The following is a 21,581-nucleotide window of genomic DNA, read 5'->3' as shown; positions in this document are numbered from 1 at the left end:
CCCATCGCCTCATTCCCTCATGTCGGCCAAAGCCGCGCGCAGAGCCCGCCGGGCTCGGGACAGCAGACTTTCCAACGCCTCGACACTGACGCTCATCAGGGCCGCCGCGTCGATATTGCTCAGCTCCTGATAATGACACAGCACCACCGCCTCGCGTTGCCGATCCGGCAGGGCCGCCAGCGCCGCCTCGACCCGCCGGCCGGTGTCCCGGGCCTGCAGGCCCCGGTCCGGCGCGGGACCCAGGTCCGCCTGCTCGGGCGGTTCGGCCATCAGGGTCTCGCGCCGCCGCCGCAGCCGGTCGTAGCAGAGATTGACCGCCACCCGGTGCAGCCAGGTGTCGAACCGGGCTACGCCGGGCTGCCAGGACGGCGCCTGTTTCCAGGCCCGCAGGAACAGCTCCTGGGTGACGTCCTCGGCCTCGATGGCGTCGTCCAGCATCCGGCGCGCCAGCTGCAGCATGCGCGGCAGCTTGCGGGCCATCAGCGCCTGGATGGCGGCGGGATCGCCCCGCCCCACCCGGACCACCAGCTCTTCGTCCGGATCGCCGCCCTGGGATTTCAACCGTTACTCCATAGGACCGCGACCCCTGCGGGCCCCGGTTGACCGATGGGAAGGCGTCAGAGCCCGCCACCCTGGCCACCCATTCCGCGCTGCTGGCGGCCGGCCGCCAGTTCGCTGGCGCTCAGCTGGCCGTCGCCGTCGACGTCCATGCGCTGGAAGCGCCGCTCGGACAGTTTGCCGATTTCCGACTTGTCGAGGAAGCCGTCGTGATTGGCGTCGGCCATGGCGAACAGTCTGCCGCCCCCGCCTTCACCGCCGCCCGGCTTGGCCGCGTCATCGCCGCCCCTTTTGCTGGCGCGCATGGCCCGGGCTGTCTGCAGCTCGGTCTGGCTGAGCTTGCCGTCCTTGTTGGCGTCGGCGCGCAGCATCATCGTCACGCGGGCGGCCTTGAACTCGGCCAGGCTCACCTTGCCGTCGCCGTTGGTGTCAGCCTTGGCGCCGCCAGCCCCCTGAGCAAAGGAAGAGGGGGCCAGCGCGGATCCGGCGATCAGCAGGGCCGCGCCGGCGACAGTCAGAAACAGTTTCATTCTAAGGTCTCTCCATGACCCATCCCCGGCCCGTTCAACGTGGGGCGGGACCGCTTCCGTCGCCCAACAGGTTCAGGTAGGCGGCTCTGGCCCTGGCCTGGGCCGCGTCGAGCCGTTTGCGCAGCGCCGGCAATGTCTTGGCGCCCCCGGCCCGCGCCAGTAAGGCCTTGAGCGCATTGGGTTCCTGGGCCGGATCGGCGCCGTCCGCCAGGGCCACCTTCAGCAGCTGGCCGACGTCCTGCTGCAGCCGCCAGCCCTGCGTCAAATCGTCCAGAGCCGCCGCCGGGGCCGCTCCGGCCGCCGCCAGGGCCGCCAGGGCCGCGCCGGTGTTGGGCTCCAGCGGCCCGCCGCCGGCCGCCCCGATCAGCTGCAGATACTGGGCGGCGAACTCGATATCGACCAGGCCGCCGGGGGCCAGCTTGAGGTCCCAGTCGCCCTGGGGCGGGCGCTCGTCCTCCATCAGCTGACGCATTTCGCGCACGTCGGCGGCGGTGCGGGCCGCATCGCGCGGCCGGCGCAGGGCCGCGTCGATGGCGGCCACGCTCTCCCGCGCGAAATCGTCGGAACTGGCCCAGACCACCCGCGCCCGGGTCAGGGCCAGCATCTCCCAGGTCTCGGCCTCGCCCTCGTAGTAGCTGTGGAAGGCGGTCATGCTGACCGAGATCGGCCCCTTGCTGCCGGTCGGGCGCAGCTGCATGTCGACCTCGTAGAGCCCGCCCTCGGCCGTGGGCGCCGAGAGGGCCGCGATCAGCCGCTGGGTGAAGCGGCCGAAGAACACCTCCGCCGCCCATTCCCGGATCGACGAGGCCGCGCCCGGGACGTCCGAGCGATAGAGCACCATCAGGTCCAGGTCCGAGCGGGCGGTCATCTCCCGCGAGCCGCACTTGCCCAGCGCCACCACCGCTGCCTGGCCGGGGAAGGTTCCGCCCTGCCGCACGGTCTCGGCCAGGGCGGCGGGGGCCAGGCCCTGGATGGTCAGGTCGGCCAGGTCGGCGAAGGCGGCGCCGGCGTCGGCGGCGGTCGCCGAGCCGCTGATCACCTGCACCCCGATGCGGAAGGCCTGCTCGCGGTGGACCCGGCGGGCGGCGTCCATGGCCTGTTCAAAGCCCTCCGCCGCGGCCAGGGCGGCGCGGAAGGCCCCCTCCCCCTGCCCCGCCTCGAACGGGGCGAAGAAGGCCGGGTCCAGCAGGGCGTCCAGCGCCGCCGGCCGCCGGGCCAGGGTCGAGGCCAGCTGCGGGGCGAAGGCCATCACCTGCACCACCAGTTCGAATATCTTCGGCTGGGCCAGGAACAGCGACTGCACCTGCACGCCGGAGCTGAGGCGCGAGAAGAAGTCCGAGAACCGGTTGAAGGCCGCGTCCGGCGCGCCGGTGGCGGCCATGGCGTCGAGCAGGCGGGGGGCCAGGCGGGTGAACAGCTCGCGGCCCCGCTCGGTGCGGGTGGCGGCGATGCGGCCGTGGTGCCAGCTGCGGATGGCCTGGGAAACCTGGGCCGGATTGGAAAAGCCCATGCGCTTGAGGGTGGCCAGGGTCTCGGGATCGTCCTCGACCCCGGTGAAGACCAGACTGCCGAATTTCGAGGACAGCTGTTCTTCGCCCTGGAACAGCTCGCCATAGCGGCGGTTGACCCCCTGCAGCAGCTTGCCCACCGTCGCATCGAAGGTGCGCAGATTGTCGTGACCCCACAGCGCCGCCACTCGTTTGCGGTCGCCGTCGGCCTCCGGAAGTTTGTGCGTCTGGTCGTCGGCCAGCATCTGCGCGCGGTGCTCCAGGGCCCGCAGGTCGCGGTAGGCGGCCGTCATGTAGCCGGCGGTTTCCTCGGTGATCTGGCCGTCGCGGGCCAGGAGGGCCAGGGCGTCGACCGTGCGCGGGGCGCGCAGGTCGGGGTGGCGGCCGCCCAGGATCAGCTGCTGGGTCTGGGCGTAGAACTCGATCTCGCGGATGCCGCCATGGCCCAGCTTGAGATCGGCGCCCTTGGCGGTCAGGCGGTCGTCGACCTTGTGGACATGGATCTGACGCTTGATCGAATGGATGTCGGCGATGGCCCCGAAGTCCAGGTTCTTGCGCCAGATGAAGGGCTGCAGCTCGTCCAGGAAGGCCTGGCCCCGGACGATGTCGCCGGCCGCCACCCGGGCCTTGATGAAGGCCGCCCGCTCCCAGTTCTGGCCCACCGTCTCGTAATAGGCGAAGGCGGCCTCGACCGGCACCGCCGGCGGGGTCGAGGATGGGTCGGGGCGCAGGCGCAGGTCGACCCGGAACACATAGCCGTCGGCCGTGCGGTCCTGCAGCAGCCGGGCGACATGCTGGGTCAGCCTGACCGCCGTTTCCGCCGACTCGGCGCCGTCCAGCAGGGGCAGCAGATCGGGCTCGTAGAAGATCGAGATGTCGATATCGCTGGAATAGTTGAGCTCGAAGGCCCCGTGCTTGCCCATGGCCAGGCAGAAGAAGCCGGGGATCGGTCCCGCCGGGCCCGGCTGCGGCGCCGCCAGCCGCCCGCGATCGGCCTCGATGCGGGCCGCCTGGATCAGGGCCGTGGCCAGCGCCGCATCGGCGAAGCGGCTGAGCGCCCCGGTCACCGCGTCCAGGTCCCAGACCCCGCCCAGGTCCGCCAGGGCGGTCAGCAGGTGCAGGTCGCCCTTCAGCTCGCGCAGTCGCCGGCCGACCGCCTCGGTGTCCGGTTCATCGGCGGCGGCAAGCGTGGCCGCCAGTATCTCGGCCAGCCGCTGGTCGGGATCGCTCGCCAGGATGTCGGTCAGCCGCCGGGGCGCCTGCCGCGCCAGCCCGGCCAGATAGGGCGAGGCGCCGAACACGGGGCCGAGGGCCGGCCAGGCGGCCTCCAGCCCCTCGACCCGGCCATCGAGAATCTCACGCGTCCGCCCGGCCGCCTTGGCGTCCACGACCGGACCGCAGGGGGCGAGGCGTTCGGAGAGCGGAGTCATCCGCCCCTTGATGCCCCCCTATCGCGTCGGATGCTAGGTCTTCGCCCGCCCCAAACTCCCCGGCCCGTTGATCGGCGCGTTCACATCCGCGAAGGCCAGCATCGCGCCGAGCCGCCGGTCGGCCGGGGCGTCGAACCCGACCTCGCCCTCAAAGGCCTTGGGATTGCGCCAGGAGCCGAAGATCATGTCCCAGACCGGCAGGTCGGCGTAGTTCCAGGCATGCACCCCCCGGCCATGGTGCAGGCAGTGGGCCTCGGGCCGCTGGATGATGACGCCCAGCCATTGCGGGGTCTTCAGGTTCAGGTGCTGGAACATGCCGTAGAAGGCGGCGACATAGCCGGTGACCGCCGCGGCCAGCGGGTCCAGGCCCAGGACCAAGGTGGTGATCGCCACCCCCATCGCCGCGAAAACCAGCATCTCCAGCGGGTGGAACAGCTGCGAGCCGGACATGTCGACCCGCTGGGGGCTGTGGTGGATCTGGTGAAAGCTGCGCCACATCAGCGGGAAATGGTGGGCCGAGCGGTGCCAGACATAGCTGACGAACGACAGCACCCCGTAGCCGACTACCGCGCCCCAGCCGACGCCCAGTCCGGTCAGGTCCAGCAGCCGATGCCGCGCCAGCCATTGGGCCGGGATCAGCAGCGGCGTGACGACCTGGACCAGGCCGTTGAGGATCAGAAAGCCCACGCCCAGCCACCGCCAGCCCCTGGCCGGCGGGAATTTCCGGGCCGGCGCCAGCGCCTCCAGACCCAGGAACGCCAGGTAGGTGACCGGGACCAGCAGGGTCATGATATCGACGGCGGACATGGCGACTCCTTGGCTTGCCCGGGCTTACGGCGTAAGGTCGATAAAGCGATAGACCTTACGTCGTAAGAATGCAAGCTCCAGCCACCAAGAAACCCCGCGCTTCCCTCACCCGCGACGGCATCGAGTCGGCGGCGCTGCAGCTGATCGAGCAGGATGGCCTGGAGGCCTTCAGCACCCGCAAGCTGGCCCAGATGCTGGGCTGCGAGGCGATGAGCATCTACCACCACTTCCCCAGCAAGGCGCACCTGCTGGACGCCCTGGTGGACCGGGTGGTGAGCGACCTGCCCGCCCCTCAACCGCCCGCCCCCTGGCGTGAACGCCTCACGCGGATGGCCCAGGACTTCCGGGCCATGGCCCACCGCCACCCGGTCTTCTTCCGCTACATGGCCACGCACCGGATGAACACGCCGGCGGGGCTGCGCTGGCTGGACGGTGCGCTGGCGGCGTTCCGCGAGGCGGGGCTGTCGGAGGAAGACGCCGTGCGGCTGTTCCGGGGTTTCGGCTACTACATCATCGGCGGCGCGCTGGACGAAACCTCCGGCTACGCCAAGGGCCCCTCGGCCCTCAACCCGCCCTCCAACGAGGAGGTTGCCCGCGACTATCCCAACGTGGCGGCGGCGGGCCGCTGGTTCGCGCCGGGCGAGCGGGACGCGACCTTCGAACTGGGATTGAACATCCTGCTGGACGGGGTGACGGCGCGGCGCCGCTAGCCGGGGACTGCCCTTACTCGAACCGCGGCATCACGAACGCGACCCGCAGGCCTGTGCCCTGGCCGTCGAAGCTGCCCGGCCCCTCGTCCAGTTCCAGCCGCCCGCCATGCGCCTCGGCGACGGCGGCGACCAGGGAAAGGCCCAGGCCCGAGCCGGGCTCGTTGCGGCTGTTTTCCAGGCGCACGAAGCGCTGCACGACGCGGAGGCGGTCTTCGAGGGGGACGCCCGGGCCGGTGTCGGTGACCGAGAACTCGACCTCGCCGGAGCTGCGGCGGCGCACCCGCAGCATCACCGCCCCGCCGGTCGGGGTGTATTTCACCGCGTTGTCGAGGATGTTGGCCAGAGCCTGGGCGACGAACTCGCGGTTGCCCTTGACGGTGAGCTGGGGCACCAGCTCGGCCTTGAAGTCGAGGTTCTTCTCCTCGCAGAGCGGCTCGTAGAGCTCGCTGATATCGGCGGCCAGTTCGCCGGGGTCGAAGGCCGACTGGTCGGGGGCCTGGCCGGCGGCCTGCAGGCGGGCGATGGCCAGCACGGCGTTGAAGGTCTTGAGCACCCCGTCGGCGTCCTCCAGGGCCTGGATCAGGGCCTTGGTCGGATCGCCCTTGCCGGCCTCGACCTCGATCAGCGCCGCCTCGAGCCGCGCCCGCAGGCGGGTCAGCGGCGAGCGCAGGTCGTGGGCGATGGCGTCGCCGGCGTGGCGCAGGCCGCCCATCGAGCGCTCCAGGCGGTCGAGCATGTCGTTGAGGCCCTCGGCCAGCTCGTCATACTCGTCGCGGGCTCCGCGGATCTTGGCCCGGGTCCTGAGGTCGCCGCTGCGCACGGCGCTGACCACATCGTTGAGGCCGGTCATCTGGCGGCTGACATTGCGGCTGACCAGCACCCCGCCGGCCAGGCCCAGGATGATCACCAGCGCCCCGGCCCCCCACAGCGCCCGGGCGATGCCAACCACGAAGGCCTCGCTGTCGCCGACATCGGCCCCGACGAACAGGGTCTCGCCACCCGGCAACCGCTCCTGCACGCCGCGGGCCGGGCGCTTGACGATGGCGCCGTCCATGTCGGTCTCGGTCAGCTTGAAACTGGCCCAGCGTTCGCCCTCGCTGTCCGCGTCCTCCTCGTCGATCGGCGAGGCGGCCAGCGAGCCGGTGATCTTCTTGCCCTTGGCGTCCTTGAGCAGGTAGAGGAACGGTCGCTCGCCCGCCGCCCGGTCGATCAGGGTCTGGTTCAGCGCATCGACCCCGCCCTGGCGATAGGCGGCCTCCAGCGAGTTCATCTCGCGGGTGATCTCCTCGTCGGCGCGCCGCGTCACCTCGCCGGCGGTGGCGATATAGATATAGGCCAGGAAGGCGCTGGCCGCGGCCGCGAACAGGGCCAGGAACAGCAGCGTCAGCCGAAACGGCGTGGTGCGGAAAGTGCGCGGCAGGCGCATGCAACAAACCTAGGGGTCGAGGCGGTAGCCCGCGCCCCGGACGGTCTGCAGCATCGGGCGGTCGAAGCCCTTGTCGATCTTGGACCGCAGCCGCGAGATATGGACGTCGATGACGTTGGTCTGCGGATCGAAATGATATTCCCAGACCTTCTCCAGCAGCATGGTGCGGGTCACCGACTGGCCGGCATGGCGCATCATGAATTCCAGCAGCTGGAACTCGCGTGGCTGCAGGTCGATCTCGGCCCCGGCCCGATGCACCGTGCGGGCGATCAGGTTCATCTCGAGATCACCGACCTTGAGGGTCGTGGCCACGGCGCCGGTTTCGCGGCGGCGCGACAGGGCCTCGACCCGGGCCATCAGCTCGGGGAAGGCGTAGGGCTTGACCAGATAGTCGTCGCCGCCGGCCTTGAGGCCCACCACCCGGTCGTGGATTTCGCCCAGGGCCGAGAGGAACAGCACCGGGGTGGCGTCACCCTCGCGCCGCAGGGTTTCGACCACGGTGACCCCGTCCATGCGGGGCATCATCCGGTCGACGATCAGCACGTCGTAGCCGCCCTTCTGGGCCGCGGCCAGGCCGTCGACTCCGTCGGGAGCGTGGACACATTCGTAGCCGGCCTCGGTCATGCCCCGGCGCATCGCCTCGGCGGCTTCGAGATCGTCCTCGATGATAAGGATACGCATCGTTCAAAGGCCCCCCAAAGGCCATCCCCGGACGCGCGGCGATTCGCGCGTCCGGGGTTTGCTTAAGTCTACTCGATCTTGAGCGGCAGGTAGCCGGACTGGCCGCCGCGCATGAAGCCCAGCAGCACGTTCGACCGCCCGGCCTTCTTGGCCGCCTCGACGTTGGCGGCGACCTCGGTGGAGTTGGTCACCGGCCGGTTGTTGACCGAGGTGATCACGTCACCCTTCTGCAGGCCCTTGTCGGCCGCGTCGGAGTCGCCGCGCACGCTCTGGACGATGACGCCCTTGGTGTTGGGATCCAGCTTCAGGGCGCCGCGGATGGCCGGGTCGAGCGGCTGCAGCACCATGCCCTGGACGGGCTTGACGGTCGGCGGCGCGGTCGGATTGACCGGACGGGCGTCAGGGCCACCCGAACCGCTGGCGGCGGCGATCAGTTCTTGCTCGGAGGGACGCCGGCCGGAAACGATGTCGATGGTCTTCTTCTGGTCGTCGCGCATGATCTCCAGGTGAATTTTCCCGCCGACCGCGACCTTGGCCACTTCTCGGGTCAGGGCGGTGTTGGAGGCGACGGGAACGCCGTTGATCGACAGGATCACGTCATAGGGGCGCAGGCCCGCCTTCTCGGCCGGGCCGCCGGGGGCCAGGCTGGAGACCAGGGCGCCCTTCTGGCCCTTCAGGCCGCGGGCCTCGGCGATCTCGTCGCTCAGGGTCTGGATGGTCGCGCCCATGTAGCCGCGCTGGATCTTGCCGCCCGAAATCAGCTGCTTGGAGATGCTGTCGGCGATGTCGGCGGGGATGGCGAAGCCGATGCCGACCGAGCCGCCCGACGGCGAGAAGATCGCCGAGTTCACCCCGATCACCCGGCCGTAGATGTCGAAGGTCGGGCCGCCGCTGTTGCCGCGGTTGATGGGGGCGTCGATCTGGATGTAGTCGACGAACTGGTCGCCGATGTCACGGCCATAGGACGAGACGATGCCGGCCGTGGCGGTGCCGCCCAGGCCAAAGGGGTTGCCCACCGCGATCACCCAGTCGCCGACCCGCGGCTTGGCCGAGTTCTCGAAGCTGACGAACGGGAAGTTGGAGCCCTCGACCTTGACCACGGCGATGTCGGTGTTCTCGTCGCGGCCGACCAGGGTAGCCTTGAGCTCGCGGCCGTCCTTCATGATCACCTTGATGTCGTCGGCGCCTTCGACAACGTGGTTGTTGGTGACGATGTAGCCGTCAGCTGAAATGAAGAAACCGGAACCCTGGGACTGCTGCTTGGGCGCCCGGGCCCCGTCCGGCGGCGTGGGGCCGCCCTCGTCGGCGCCGCCGTTGTCGTCACCGCCACCGCCTGGAGGGACCAGGCCGAACGGCAGGCCGGGGATCTGGCGCAGAGTGCGGGCGTCGACCTTGGAGGTGACTTCGATCGACACCACGGCCGGCGAGACTTCCTCGAAGATGTCGGCGAAGGACTTCGGCGAACCCGGCGGGGGCGCGAACATCACCGAGGTATTGGCGGCGCGCGTGAGGCCCGGCTGGTCGGCGGCCTGGCTGGCCCGCAGGCCCATGCCGGCCATGGCGGCGGCGGCGACGCCGATCCCGGCCACGGCGCCAACAAGAAATCCGGTCTTTCTGGCAGGCATTCTATCAGTTCCTCTCCCCGGTCATGGCCGGGTGAATATGAGACTTAAGGGCGATGCCAAGAACAGCAACACTCCTCAAGTTACCTTTCCGTCATCGGCGGGCTTTTCTTTGGGGCGCCTTTCAGGCGCAAACGTGTCATCAGGCGCGCCCGCCAGCAAGGCCGCCAGCCGCTGTTCCTCCTCGGCGCTGAGCGGATCGACGACGCTCTGACGCCGCACCCTCAGGACCAGCAGCCCGCCCCCCAGCAGCAGCACGGCGAACGGCCCCAGCCACAGGGCCAGATTGCCGCCCGTGAACGGCGGCTTGAGCAGCACGAACTGGCCGTAGCGGGCGACCAGGAAGTCGCGGATCTCGCGGTCGGTGCGGCCGGCCCTGATCTGCTCGCGGACGATCTGCCGCAGGTCGTGGGCGAGATCCGCCTCGGAATCGTCGATCGACTCGTTCTGGCAGACCAGGCAGCGGATCTCCTGGAACAGATGCCGGGCGCGGGCCTCCTGGGCCGGATCGGGCAGGCGTTCGGCGGGGTCGGAGGCGGCGGCCAGGGACAGAGTTGCGAAGAGAGCGGCGAAGAGTTGGGGTAGCCGTTTCACAGTGACAGCCCCCTCGAATTCCTCGCCCGTTGGGCGAGGGGGACCACGAAGTGGTGGAGTGGGCCCTTCCGACCGCACACAAGCGAAGGAAGACCCACTTCGGCGACGCCTCGTTCTGAAACCCCGTGCGGACCACGGCCCACTCCGTCGGCTTCGCCGCCACCTCGCCCAATGGGCGAGGAATATCGGTAGCCAAGCCTCACGCCGCCACCTCCCGCCGCCGCCCCACCGCCAGCCTCAGCCGCCGGTCCGACAGCGACATCAGCCCGCCCAGCGCCATCAGCAGCGGCCCCAGGAAGATCAGCTGGACCCACGGGTTGTAGTAGGCCCGCACCAGCCAGACCGGTTCGCCCTTGGCGTCGGCGCGGCGCTCGCCCAGCACCAGGTAGATCTGGTCCAGGCCCCGGGCGCAGATCGCCACTTCCGAGGTGGTCTGGCCGCCGGTCGGGTAGAAGCGCCGCTCCGGCTCGCCCCGGCAGACCACCCTCCCGCCGCGCGTCACGGTCATCACGCCGCGCTCGGCCAGGTAGTTGGGCCCCTCGGCGCCGCCGACGCTGTCCAGGGTCAGGTGATAGGCGCCGAAGTCGAGGCTGCGGCCCTGGCCCAGCACCTCGGCCGCTTCCAGCTTCCAGGCGGTCTCGAAGGTGGCGCCCAGCGCGAACACCCCCAGGCCCATATGGGCCAGAGTCATGCCCCAGGCCCCGCGCGGCAGGCCGGTCAGGCGGCGCAGGACCTCCGGCCCCGGCGCGCGGAAGGCCCGGGTGCGCTCGGCCAGCTCGGCCAGGGCCCCCAGGATCAGCCAACCGCCCAGCGCCAGGCCGATGCAGGCCAGGGCGTGGCGCGGTTGCACGAGGGCCAGCGCCGCTACGGCCAGCACGGCGGCGATGACCGCCGCGATCCACAGCCGCTGCAGGGCGCCTAGCACATCGCCGCGCTTCCAGGCCAGCAGCGGCCCGAACGGCAGCACCAGGGCGGTCAGCGCCATCAGCGGCACGAAGGTGATGTTGAAATAGGGCATGCCCACCCCCGCCGTGCCGCCCATCGCCTCGCTGATCAGCGGAAACAGGGTGCCGAACAGCACCGTGGCGGTGGCGGCGGTGAGCAGGATGTTGTTGAGCACCATGGCGCTCTCGCGGCTGATCGGGGCGAAGACGCCACCCTTGGCCAGATTGGGGGCCCGCCAGGCGAAGAGGCCAAAGCCGCTGCCCGCCGCCAGGGTCATGATGGTCAGCAGCAGCACGCCCCGCCTGGGGTCGACCGCGAAGGCATGGACCGAGGTCAGCACCCCCGAGCGCACCAGGAAGGCCCCCAGCATCGAGAAGGTGAAGGCCAGCAGGGCCAGGAACACCGTCCAGCCGCCCAGCGCCCCGCGCTTCTCGGTGACCATGGCCGAATGCAGCAGGGCGGCGCCAGCCAGCCAGGGCATGAAGGAGGCGTTCTCGACCGGGTCCCAGAACCACCAGCCGCCCCAGCCCAGTTCGTAATAGGCCCAGAAGGAGCCGAGCGTGATGCCCACGGTCAGCAGGGTCCAGGCGGCCAGGGTCCAGGGCCGCACCCAGCGGGCCCAGGCCGCGTCGATACGGCCCTCCATCAGCCCGGCCAAGGCGAAGGAGAACACCACCGAAAACCCGACATAGCCGGCGTAGAGGAAGGGCGGGTGGACGGCGAGCGCCGGGTCCTGCAGCAGCGGGTTGAGCGAGGCCCCCTCCACCGGCGCATCGACCAGCCGGGCGAACGGGCTGGAGGCGAAAACGGTATAGGCCAGGAAGAGCACGCCCAGCGCGCCCTGCACGCCCAGCACCCGGCTCTTCAGGCTGTGCGGCAGGCCCTTGCCGAACACCGCCACGGCCGCGCCATAGCCGGTCAGGGCCAGGCACCAGAGCAGGATCGAGCCCTCATGGCTGCCCCAGGCCCCGGCGATCTTGTAGAGCAGCGGCTTGGCCGTGTGGCTGTTATTGGCCACGTTGGCGACCGAGAAGTCGCTGACGATGAAGGCGTGGATCAAGAGGCCGAACGACAGGGCCGTGGCCAGGAAGCTGCCGATCGCCGCCCCCTCCCCCGCCCCGGCCAGGCCCTGGCGTTTGGTCCCGCCGAACGAGAAGCCGGTCTGCAAAACCGCCAGCACCAGGGCCAGCATCACCGAGAAGGCGCCAAGTTCAGCGAACATGTTATTTTGAACTCGGCGCTGAATAGGCCGGAGGCGCGGCGCCGTCGCCTCGCCACTCGCCCTGGGCCTTCAGCGCCTTGGCGACGTCGCGGGGCATGTAGCGCTCGTCGTGCTTGGCCAGCACCCGCTTGGCGATGAACTGGCCCTGGCTGTTGAAGCTGCCCTCGGCCACCACCCCCTGTCCCTCGCGGAACAGGTCGGGCAGGTCGCCGCGATAGAGGACCGGCGCGCTGGCCTTGCGGTCGGTGACCCGGAAGCTGACCCCGCCATCGGGGAACTTGCGCACGCTGCCCATCTCGACCAGCCCGCCCAGCTGCACGGCGCGGCCGGGCGGCACATGGGCCTCCGCCGCCTGGGCCGGGGTGTAGAAGAAGCTGATGCTGTCGCGCAGGCCGAACAGGGTCAGCCCGGCCGCCAGGGCCAGCACCGGGGCCACGGCCAGCAGGATGGTCAGCCGCTGGCGGGCCTTGCGGGATTTCGGCCAAAATCTCATTGGGGGGCCCCCTCCACGGGTGCGGTAAGGGCGTCAGTCAGCTTCTTCAGAACCTGCGGATTGCCCGCGTAGCGCTTGCGGGCGTCAGCCAACGCCGCATCGCGCTTGGCGGTCGCGCCCTGCACGGTATAGGCCCGCACCAGCATCACCCAGCCGTCCGGATCGTCGGGATTGGCGGCCAGCCGGGCGGCCAGGCGATCGACCATGCCGGCGATCATCTGCTGCTGACCCTCAGGCGGCGCGGCGCCGGGCGGTGGCGGCTTGGGAATGCCGCCGGCCTTTTCGATCTCGGCGATCTCCTGGGTCAGGCCCACACGGTCGCGGCCCGGCGGCAGGTCCTGCTGCAGGGCCCGCAGGTCGGCCAGCCCGCCGGCCAGGTCGCCGCCGTTAATGCGGGCGCGGGCCAGCCGGTAGCGGGCCTCCGGGTCCTTGGGATCGATGTCCAGAACCTGGCGCAGCGCGACGAGAGCGTCCGGGGCGAACTCGTCCTGGGCCCGGGACATGCGGGCTCTGGCCAGGGACAGCCACAGCTGGGTGTTCCTGGGCTCGATGATGATGGCCTTGCGCAGGGTGTCTTCGGCCAGCACCGGCTGGTTCTGGCCGATCTGCGCCTCGGCAAGGTTGCGCATGATCAGGGGATTGTTGGGATTCTTGCGGTTGAGCACGTCCATGACCGCCCCGAACCGCGCCGGGTCCTGGGCCAGCGTTTCGAGCGGCTCGGCGCTCCAGGCCTTGATGCGGGCCATGAACGGCTGGTCGGGCATGTCCGGCCGGCCCAGCGCGATATAGAGGGCAAGGGTCAGGGCCGGGGCCAGGGCCGCCAGCACCAGGATCAGCCGCCGCTCGGCCGGGGTCACCGCCTTAGGGGCCGGCCGGGCGCCCTCGGCCGCCGCCAGCAGCCGCCGCCCGGCTTCGGCCCGCGCCTGCTTGCCCTCGTCCTCGCCCAGCAGGCCGCGTTCGGTGAGGTCATCCAGCTCGGCCAGATGCCGCCGATGCACCGCCAGCGCCGGGTCGGCCACCTCCGCCGACGCCACACGCCGCGCCCGCGCCAGGACCAGCCCGGCGGCGGCCGCGGACAACACCGCTGCGGCGATCCAGAAGAGCAACATGGGAGCGGGATTAGCGGGTTTGCGGGGCGAAAACTATGGGGCAGATCAAACCGCGGGGGCGCGGCCGTCTTGGCGCTTCGCCCGCCGCCCCGCCCCTGCTACGAAAGCCCATGGGCGAGCGACGCGACGCTGAACGCACCCGGGCGAAGATCATGGCCGCGGCTCGCGAGGAGTTCGCGGCGCACGGGCTGGCGGGCGCGCGGATCGAGGCCATCGCCCGGCGGGCGGGGATCGCCAAGCAGCTGATCTATCACTACTTTTCCGGCAAGGAGGCGCTGTTCGAGGCGACGCTGGAGAGCAAGTATCGCCAGCACAGGGCCGCCTCGCCAGGCGAGGGTCCGGGCGCCCTCTTCCGCCATCGCTTCGAGGCCGCCGCCCATGATCCCGTCTGGATGCGGTTCCTGACCTGGGAGGCGGCCGAGCATCCCGAGTCGGGCCGCATCGTCGCCGAGGACGTCCGCCGCGAGGCCATCGCCCGCCAGGCCGCCCTGATCGCGCAGCGCCAGGCGGGCGGCGAGCTGCCCGCCGACCTGGACCCGGCCCTGCTGCAGCTGGCCATCTACGCCCTGGCCATCTACCCGCTGGCCTTCGGACAGGTGACCCGGATGATCACCGACCGCTCGCCGGAGGACCCGCGGTTCCAGGCCGACTGGGCGGCCTTCCTGACGGAGCTTGGAGCCCGGCTGGCGCCGAAATAACTTACCACTTGTCAAATTAGATATCGGGCGTAAGCTTGGAGGATCACATCCTCACAGCTCTGGAGCCGCCATGCCCGATCCCGGCCGCATTGCGCTTGCGCTCACCCTCAACGGCGCCGCCCGCGCCCTGACGGTGGCGCCGACCGACACCCTGCTCGACCTGATCCGCGACCAACTGGGCCTGACCGGGACCAAGAAGGGCTGCGACATGGGGGCGTGCGGGGCCTGCACGATCCTGGCCGATGGGCGGCGGATCAAGGCCTGCCTGGCCCTGGCGGCCTCCTATGACGGCGCGGCGATCACCACCATCGAGGGGATCGGCGCGCTGGAGGCGCCGCATCCGCTGCAGGAAGCCTTCGCGCGCCACGACGCCCTGCAGTGCGGCTACTGCACCCCGGGCCAGATCATGTCGGGCCTGGCGGTGCTGGACGAGCATCCGGCCGACCTGGAGACGATCCGCGAGGCGATGAGCGGCAACCTCTGCCGCTGCGGGGCGCATCCGAACATCGTCGCGGCCATCGCCGAGGTGGCCGGGCTATGAGCGACTTCCAATACGCCCGGGCCGGCGATGTGGCCGAGGCGCTGCGGCTGGGCGCGGCGCCCGGAGCTGCTTTCCTGGCCGGCGGCACCGACCTGCTGCAGCTCTGGAAGGCCGGGGTTCAGTCGCCCGGCCAGGTCATCGACATTTCGCGCCTCCCGCTGAAGGACATCACGGCCGCCGATGGCGTGCTGACGCTGGGCGCCCTGGCGCGGCTCGCCGAGGTGGCGGCACACCCGGCGGTCCATCCGCTGATCGTCGAAGCCATCGCCGCCAGCGCCAGCGGCCAGATCCGCAACATGGCGACCGTCGGCGGCAACCTGCTGCAGCGCACCCGCTGCGTCTATTTCCGCAGCCACGACCTGGCCTGCAACAAGCGCAGCCCCGGCTCGGGCTGCGGCGCCCTGGCCGGCGAGAACCGCCAGGCCGCCCTGTTCGGGACCAGCCAGGCCTGCGTGGCGACCCACCCCTCGGACCTGGCCGTCGCCCTGGCGGCCCTGGACGCCGAGGTCGAGATCATCGGGCCGGGCGGGACGCGGCGCCTTGGCCTGGACGAGCTCTACCGCCTGCCCGGCGATACGCCCGAGCAGGATGCCAACCTGGCGCCGGGAGAGCTGATCGCCAGCGTCATCGTGCCCGCCTTCGCCGGCCGCTCGACCTATCTGAAGGTCCGCGACCGCGCCTCGTTCGAGTTCGCCGTCGTCTCGGTCGCCGCCGCCCTGCGCGTCGAGGACGGCCGGATCGTCCAGGCCCGGCTGGCCGCCGGCGGCGTCGCGCCCAGGCCCTGGCGGCTGAGGGCGGCCGAGGCGGCGCTGACCAATGGCGCCAGCTTCGCCGAGGCGGGCGCCCTGGCCATCGAGGGCGCCCAGCCCCTGGCCGACAACGGCTTCAAGATCGAACTGCTGCGCCGGGCCGTGGTCCGGGCGCTGGAAACCGTGGGAGGCGCCGCATGATCGCCGAGGCTCCGGAACGCTGGGAGGCCGCGCTCAAGGTCGCCGGCCAGGCCGTCTTCCCCGCCGAAACACCGGTGGAAAACCTGCTGCACGCCGTGCTGGTCGAGGCGCCGATCGGTTGCGGCGAAATCCTCGCCGTCGATGGCGAGGCCGCGCGGGTTGTCCCCGGTTTCGCCGACCTGATCACCTATGCCGAGGCGCAAGAGCTTCGCGCCTTCGGGGTGACCGCCCTGATCCGCCAGCCGGTCATCCACTTCCCCGGCCAGCCGGTCGCCCTGGTCGCCGCCGACAGCCTGCAGGCCGCCCGGACGGCGGCGGCGTCGGTGCGCATCGAGGCCCGGGCGGACCTGGCCATCACCCATCTGGATCAGGCGCTGGACTGGGCCTATGGGCCGGCCCTGGCCGGGCGGGTCCCGGCCGAGACCCAGCGCGGCGACGCCGCCCAGGCCCTGGCGCGCGCCGCCCTGGTCGTGCGCGGCCACTATGAGACGGCGGTCAACAACCATCACCCGATGGAGCCGCATGCCGTGGTCTGCTGGTGGGAGGGCGAGCAGGCCATCGTCCACACCAGCACCCAGGCGGTGTTCGCCACCCGCTCGGCCATCGCCCACGCCTTCCAGATCCCGCTCGAAACCGTGCGGGTGGTCTGCCGCCATCTGGGCGGCGGCTTTGGCTGCAAGGGCCAGCTGTGGTGGCCCTGGATGTTCCAGGCCATGCTGGCCTCGCGCCGCACCGGCCGCCCGGTGCGGCTGGAACTGACCCGCGCCCAGCTGTTCACCCTGGCCGGCCGTCGCCAGGAGACCCGGCAGGAGCTGGCCCTGGGCTTCGACGCCGACGGCCGGCTGAGCGCCATCGACCACCAGGTGCTGGGCCAGACCTCCACCCATGGCGAATACAGCGACCCCACGGCGGGGGTGTCGCGCTGGCTCTATGCCTGTCCGAATGTCACCACGGCCCACCGCCTGGTGCGCACCAACGAGCCCCAGCCGGTGCCGATGCGGGCGCCGGGGATCGCACCGGGCCTGTTCGCGCTGGAATCGGCCCTCGACGAGGCGGCGCAGACGCTGGGAATCGACCCGATCGAACTGCGCATCCGCAATTTCGCCGGTCACGACCAGCAGGCCGACCTGCCCTGGTCGAGCAACAGCCTGCTGGACTGCTACCGCCAGGGCGCCGAGCGGTTCGGCTGGGCGGATCGGCCCGCGCCAGGCACGACGAGCGAGGGCCGCTGGCGGATCGGCTGGGGCGTGGCGACGTCCTGCTATCCGGCCCACCGCGCCGCCGCCCGGGCGCGGCTGAGGCTCGCGCCCGACGCCTCGCTCACCGTGCAATGCGGCACCCAGGACATGGGCTCGGGCACCTATACCGTCCTGGGCCAGGTGGCCGGCGAGGCGCTGGGCCTGCCGATGTCGGCCGTCACGGTGGAACTGGGCGACACCCTGTTGCCGGAGGGCCCGGTCTCGGCCGGCTCGATGGTCACCGCCAGCATCTTCCCGGCGGTCGACGCCGCGGTGACCGAGCTGCGCCAGGCCCTCGCCGCCCTGGCCGTCGGCGATGAAGCCTCGCCCCTGGCCGGCCAGGACCCGGCCGATCTCGGCTTCCAGGAGGGCCGCATCGTCAGCCGGACCGGCAACGCCGCCGAGCCGCTGGCCGAGCTGCTGGCCCGCCAGGCGCCCGACGGCCTGGAGACCGAGTCCGCCTTCGAACCGCCGCAGACCGCCAGCTTCAGCGGCATGGGCCATGGGGCGGTCTTCGTCGAGGTGGGGGTCGATCCAGACCTGGGCGAGATCCGGGTCCGCCGGGTCTGCGCCGCCTTCGCCGCCGGCCGCATCCTCAACCCGCTGCTGGCCCGCAGCCAGTATGTCGGCGGGCTGATCGGCGGCATCGGCATGGCGCTGCACGAGCGGACCGTCACCGACGCCGCTTCGGGCCGCATCCTGGGCCAGGGCTTCGCCGACTACCTGATCCCCACCCACGCCGACATGCCCGACTTCGACATCGTCATGGTCGACCAGGACGACCCGCACCTGCCGGGCGGGGTGAAGGGAATCGGCATGCTGGGGACGGCCGGGGTGCAGGCGGCGATCGCCAACGCCATCCATCATGCGGTGGGCGTGCGAGCGCGGCGGCTGCCGATCCGGATCGAGGACGTGTTGGGGGCCTAGCTGGCCTTCGCGACGCCCACGAGCGGCAAAGCGTTGCGCAAGGCCGTCGCCGAGGCTTGCAGATCCATGGTCTCGCGGCGGGTCAGGGGCGGCTCCAGCACCCGCTCCACGCCCGACGCGCCCAGCACGCAGGGCAGGCTCAGATACAGCCCGTCGATCCCGAACTGGCCGGTCAGCAGGGTGGAGACCGGCAGCACCGCCCGCTCGTCCCGCAGGATGGCCTCGCAGATCCGCACGATGGCGGTGGCGATCCCCCAGGAGGTCGAACCCTTGCCGGCGATGATCCGGTAGCCGTCCTTGCGCACCCGATCGGCCAGGGCCTGGTGGTCGGTCATCGGGGCGGGAGCGGCGAAGGCCTCCAGGGTCAGGCCGCCGACCCGGGCGGTCGAGAAGGCGGCGACCTCGCTGTCGCCATGCTCGCCCAGCACATGGCAGTCGATCGAGCGTGGATCGACATCCAGCCGGTCGGCCAGGCGCTGGGCCAGGCGGCGGCTGTCCAGCAGAGTGCCGGTCCCGATGACCCGCGCGGCCGGCAGACCGGCCTGGCGGAAGGCGATCAGGCTCATCAGGTCGACGGGATTGGCGGCCACCAGCAGGATGCCGGCAAAGCCCGCGCCGGCCAGCCGGCTGACGCAGCCGCCGACGATCTCGGCGCTGGCGGAGGCCACGCTCAGGCGGGACTGCGACTGATGCGTGGCCGCCCCCGCCGCGAGGACGGCGATCTGGGCGCCGGCGGCGTCTTCATAGGACCCGGCCCAGATGCGCACCGGCCGGGCCATGGCGTTGGCGTCGGCCAGATCGGCCGCTTCGGCCTCGGCCAGGGCGGGATCGCTGTCGATGAGCACGATCTCGCCGACCAGGCCCCGCAGCATCAGGGCATAGGCGGCGGCCGCGCCGACATGGCCGGCGCCGATGATGGCGATCCGCTGCGGGCTGTTCATCGGTCCTAGACGGCTTCGCCGACGGGTTCGGCGCCCTCGACCACCCCGAGCTGGCGGTGGACGATCGAGACCGTGGTGCCGGGTTTGGCCGGGGCGCTGTGCACCTCGCCCTTGAGCTGCCTGGCCAGGGCCTCGACGATCGAGGAGCCCAGGCCAGGCGTGGCCTTCGGATCGGCCGGCATGCCCACGCCATTGTCGGAGACGGCAAGGGTCCAGTTCGGCCCGCGCGCATGGTAGTCGACGGTGACCTTGCCCGCCCGCCCGCCCGGGAAGGCGTGCTTGAGCGCATTGATCACCAGCTCGGTGACGATCAGGCCCAGGCTGATCGAGACATCCGCCGGGACGGCGCTGTCGTCGGCCGTGACCTCGATGGAGATCTTCTTGTGGTCTCGGATCATCGAGGCGCCCAGGCTCTGGCAGAGCTGTTTGAAATAGGGCCCGAGCTCCACATCGCCCAGGGTCGAGGTCGCCAGCTGCTTCTGCACCTCGGCGACCGACATTACCCGGTCATGCGCGTCGTGGAGGTGGGCGCGGACATCCTCCGAGCGGGCGCGCCTGGCGCTCTGCAGGATGACGCTGGAAATGATCTGCAGGCTGTTGGCGACCCGATGCTGCACCTCCTGCAACAGGATGGCCTTCTCGCGCAGCAGGTCGTCCTTGAGCTTTTCGGCGATGCGCGCCTGGGTGACATCCAGGACGGTCAGCAGCAGCCTGACCTGGTCGGCGTTGCCGTATTCCAGCTTGTGGGCGTTGAGGACCAGGCGGCGGAGGGGCTTGCCGGCCGGCTGCAGGTCCATCTCGTAGGCGTCCACCTTGGCGACGCCCGAGGCCGTGGCGCTGAGCAGCGAGTGGAGCTGGCGGATATCCCACTCGCCATCGCCCAGCGCGAAAATCCGCCGGCCAATCACCTTGTCGGCCGCCAACTGGAAGGTGCGGCAGAAGGAATCGCTGGCGGAGACGACGGCGAAGTTGCCGTCGAGCAGCAGGATCGGCGCCGATGACGAGGCGACCACGGCAAGCGCCAGGTTGAGCGAGACGTCGGGATGTGTAGGTGGCCGGGCAGCCATGGCTGACCCTTCATATATGGCCGGAGGCTCGCGATGCGAAAGCCGTACCCGGTCGAGCAGCAATCAAAGAGTAACACGGCGGTGATTCACGGTGCCGGCCCGCCTGTCGCGAACATAACACAATATGTCGTCTAGTCGGCAGAGTTTCGCAGCGCAGCGCGCGTTTTTGTTTAAACGGGCCCTTGGCGCGGCCTGGAGTTGCGAAAACCCTTTTTCCTCCCCGCGAAGCGGGGGAGGAGAAAGAAGTTACGCCGCCGCGGCGCGTCGCCGGACGATCTGGGCCGACTTTTCGTCGCGGGAGGCGCTGACGATCTCGGCGGCCGCTTCCAGATAGGCCCGCAGACGTTCGGGCGGGTCGCCGTCGCCGCTGCGCAGGCGGTCGAGCAGGTCCTCGACATAGGTGTCCATGCGCGACTCCAGGGCCTCGAAGACCTTGGTGCGCACCGCCCCGAACCCGGCCCCGTCGGCCTCGGCGCGGACGCCGTCGGCGAAGTTGAGCAGGGTGAGCGCCCGGGCGATCTGCACGGGATCGGGATCGGTGGTCAGCTTGGGCGCGGCCTTGACCATGCGGGCGCCGTAGCGGAGCGACTGGGTCGGCAGGGCCAGGTCGACGACCTTGCTGACGTCCTTGAGACGGGACTCGACCGCCAGGGCCAGGCTCTTCTTCTGATTGGCCAGGCGCTGGGCCCAGGGGCCGCCGGCCATCCGGACGCTGTCCTCGAACTCGGCGATCTGGTTGCTGGCCCGGCGCACGGCCTGGGCGACGCTGCGGGCCGCCGCTTCGCCGCCGGCCAGGTCGAAGCCGCGGATGATGGTCAACTGCTGGTCGATGTCGGTGAACACCCGGTCGGCGAAGCTGGCCATCTCGGAGGCGGCCAGATAGGTCTCGGACGGCTTGTCCATCACCGCCGAGATGATCCGCAGGATCTGCCAGGGCTCGCTCATCTGAGCGGCCAGCATCTCGAAGAAGTGGATGCCGCCATCGGCCTCCAGGGCGCAGGCGTCGCGGTAGTGGAGCCGCACCAGGGCCGTGCTCTCGGAATTCATGCGCCGCACCCAGTCGGCCAGGCGCCGGGTGGCGGGCCGCACGATGCGCGACAGCTCCAGGCAGCCCACCAGCGCCGCGACGCCCTCGTCATTGGCTTTCGCGCAGGCCTGGGCGGCGGCGGCAAAGTCGGTCTGTTCGCCCGCCGCGAGTTGCTCGGCGGCGGTCTTGCAGAGGTCGTCGAAGACCCGCGGCGGATCCTCGTCGTCATTGAAGCGCAGGCAGAACAGCTCGGCCTCGCGGACCTGGTCGGGCGCCTCGGCCTTGAGGCCGCGCCAGATCAGCCGCAGGGCGTGGCTGGGAAAGGTCAGCTGGCCCGCGGCAGCCGGGCGGAACAGCGCCGCCACCGGCGAGAGGGCCGAATTGCGCACCCGCCGGTCGGTGGCCTCATGGGTGACCAGGGCGCGGACCGCGGCCAGGGCGCCATCGCTCGAGGTGTCGTCGGAGAGGCGGTCTTCAAGCATGAAGACCACGGCGTCGGGCGCCATCGCCACCAGGTCACGAAGGATCTCGACCTTCGCTGCGCTTAATTCGGCCAT

19 protein-coding genes are annotated in these 21,581 nt (G+C 70.9%); 5 read left to right on the top strand and 14 right to left on the bottom strand.

Annotated features, from left to right (window positions below):
• Positions 1–9: 9 nt before the first annotated feature.
• Genes QO010_RS06525 through QO010_RS06510 form a run of 4 tightly spaced genes read right to left on the bottom strand, consistent with a single transcriptional unit; the run spans position 10 to position 4,833 of the window.
• Positions 10–561 (bottom strand): RNA polymerase sigma factor, encoded by a 552-nt coding sequence (locus tag QO010_RS06525; RefSeq protein ID WP_307347528.1) that lies wholly within the window; start codon positions 559–561, stop codon positions 10–12.
• 56 nt (positions 562–617) lie between these two features.
• Entirely contained in the window at positions 618–1,088 is a 471-nt protein-coding gene (locus tag QO010_RS06520; RefSeq protein WP_307347527.1) for an EF-hand domain-containing protein, read from the bottom strand.
• A 34-nt stretch (positions 1,089–1,122) separates the two neighbouring features.
• Positions 1,123–4,026 (bottom strand): bifunctional [glutamine synthetase] adenylyltransferase/[glutamine synthetase]-adenylyl-L-tyrosine phosphorylase, encoded by a 2,904-nt coding sequence (locus QO010_RS06515; protein WP_307347525.1) that lies wholly within the window; start codon positions 4,024–4,026, stop codon positions 1,123–1,125.
• Positions 4,027–4,059: 33 nt separating this feature from the next.
• Positions 4,060–4,833: a sterol desaturase family protein gene (locus QO010_RS06510; RefSeq protein ID WP_307347523.1), complete on the bottom strand. Its 774-nt coding sequence runs from the start codon at positions 4,831–4,833 to the stop codon at positions 4,060–4,062.
• A gap of 68 nt (positions 4,834–4,901) precedes the next feature.
• On the opposite strand from QO010_RS06510, the gene QO010_RS06505 reads away from it, so the two are divergent.
• A complete protein-coding gene (locus QO010_RS06505) occupies positions 4,902–5,543 on the top strand; it encodes a TetR/AcrR family transcriptional regulator (RefSeq protein WP_307347521.1) in 642 nt (213 codons plus the stop codon).
• A gap of 13 nt (positions 5,544–5,556) precedes the next feature.
• On the opposite strand, the gene QO010_RS06500 is transcribed toward QO010_RS06505, so the two are convergent.
• The 7 genes from QO010_RS06500 to ccmI all read right to left on the bottom strand — a co-directional run bounded on the left by QO010_RS06500 (position 5,557) and on the right by ccmI (position 13,635).
• Positions 5,557–6,969, bottom strand: a complete 1,413-nt coding sequence (locus QO010_RS06500) for a sensor histidine kinase (RefSeq protein ID WP_307347519.1) — start codon at positions 6,967–6,969, stop codon at positions 5,557–5,559.
• Positions 6,970–6,978: 9 nt separating this feature from the next.
• Positions 6,979–7,650: a response regulator transcription factor gene (locus tag QO010_RS06495; RefSeq protein WP_307347517.1), complete on the bottom strand. Its 672-nt coding sequence runs from the start codon at positions 7,648–7,650 to the stop codon at positions 6,979–6,981.
• Between the two features lie 68 nt (positions 7,651–7,718).
• On the bottom strand, positions 7,719–9,275 hold the full coding sequence (locus QO010_RS06490; RefSeq protein ID WP_307347515.1) for a Do family serine endopeptidase: 1,557 nt from the start codon (positions 9,273–9,275) through the stop codon (positions 7,719–7,721).
• 75 nt (positions 9,276–9,350) lie between these two features.
• Positions 9,351–9,866 carry a cytochrome c-type biogenesis protein gene (locus QO010_RS06485; RefSeq protein ID WP_307347513.1) on the bottom strand — a complete coding sequence of 172 codons (516 nt, stop codon included), beginning with the start codon at positions 9,864–9,866 and terminating at the stop codon, positions 9,351–9,353.
• Positions 9,867–10,065: 199 nt separating this feature from the next.
• Positions 10,066–12,033: a heme lyase CcmF/NrfE family subunit gene (locus QO010_RS06480; RefSeq protein WP_307347511.1), complete on the bottom strand. Its 1,968-nt coding sequence runs from the start codon at positions 12,031–12,033 to the stop codon at positions 10,066–10,068.
• A gap of 1 nt (position 12,034) precedes the next feature.
• Positions 12,035–12,526, bottom strand: coding sequence for a cytochrome c maturation protein CcmE (gene ccmE, locus QO010_RS06475; RefSeq protein WP_307347508.1), 492 nt, complete (start codon positions 12,524–12,526; stop codon positions 12,035–12,037).
• Positions 12,523–13,635 carry a c-type cytochrome biogenesis protein CcmI gene (gene ccmI, locus QO010_RS06470; protein WP_307347506.1) on the bottom strand — a complete coding sequence of 371 codons (1,113 nt, stop codon included), beginning with the start codon at positions 13,633–13,635 and terminating at the stop codon, positions 12,523–12,525. The genes ccmE and ccmI overlap by 4 nt, the downstream gene beginning before the upstream one ends.
• Before the next feature lie 110 nt (positions 13,636–13,745).
• Between ccmI and QO010_RS06465 the strand changes: the two genes are divergently transcribed.
• The 4 genes from QO010_RS06465 to QO010_RS06450 all read left to right on the top strand — a co-directional run bounded on the left by QO010_RS06465 (position 13,746) and on the right by QO010_RS06450 (position 17,989).
• Positions 13,746–14,333, top strand: a complete 588-nt coding sequence (locus tag QO010_RS06465; RefSeq protein WP_307347505.1) for a TetR/AcrR family transcriptional regulator — start codon at positions 13,746–13,748, stop codon at positions 14,331–14,333.
• Between the two features lie 70 nt (positions 14,334–14,403).
• A complete protein-coding gene (locus QO010_RS06460) occupies positions 14,404–14,874 on the top strand; it encodes a (2Fe-2S)-binding protein (protein ID WP_307347504.1) in 471 nt (156 codons plus the stop codon).
• Positions 14,871–15,824 (top strand): FAD binding domain-containing protein, encoded by a 954-nt coding sequence (locus QO010_RS06455; protein ID WP_307347503.1) that lies wholly within the window; start codon positions 14,871–14,873, stop codon positions 15,822–15,824. Before QO010_RS06460 ends, QO010_RS06455 begins: the two co-directional genes overlap by 4 nt.
• Entirely contained in the window at positions 15,821–17,989 is a 2,169-nt protein-coding gene (locus QO010_RS06450) for a xanthine dehydrogenase family protein molybdopterin-binding subunit (protein WP_307347502.1), read from the top strand. Before QO010_RS06455 ends, QO010_RS06450 begins: the two co-directional genes overlap by 4 nt.
• On the opposite strand, the gene QO010_RS06445 is transcribed toward QO010_RS06450, so the two are convergent.
• From QO010_RS06445 to QO010_RS06435, 3 genes are all read right to left on the bottom strand, one after another.
• Complete coding sequence (locus QO010_RS06445) at positions 17,986–18,930, bottom strand: L-lactate dehydrogenase (protein WP_307347500.1); 945 nt, start codon at positions 18,928–18,930, stop codon at positions 17,986–17,988. The genes QO010_RS06450 and QO010_RS06445 overlap by 4 nt on opposite strands.
• 5 nt (positions 18,931–18,935) lie before the next feature.
• Positions 18,936–19,997: a sensor histidine kinase gene (locus QO010_RS06440; RefSeq protein WP_307347498.1), complete on the bottom strand. Its 1,062-nt coding sequence runs from the start codon at positions 19,995–19,997 to the stop codon at positions 18,936–18,938.
• A gap of 246 nt (positions 19,998–20,243) precedes the next feature.
• Positions 20,244–21,581, bottom strand: coding sequence for a hypothetical protein (locus QO010_RS06435; RefSeq protein ID WP_307347497.1), 1,338 nt, complete (start codon positions 21,579–21,581; stop codon positions 20,244–20,246).

It is taken from the genome of Caulobacter ginsengisoli, assembly GCF_030814835.1.
GTDB lineage: Bacteria > Pseudomonadota > Alphaproteobacteria > Caulobacterales > Caulobacteraceae > Caulobacter > Caulobacter ginsengisoli.
The sequence above is the reverse complement of the archived record's forward strand: the minus strand, read 5'-3'. Positions and strand labels throughout refer to the sequence as shown.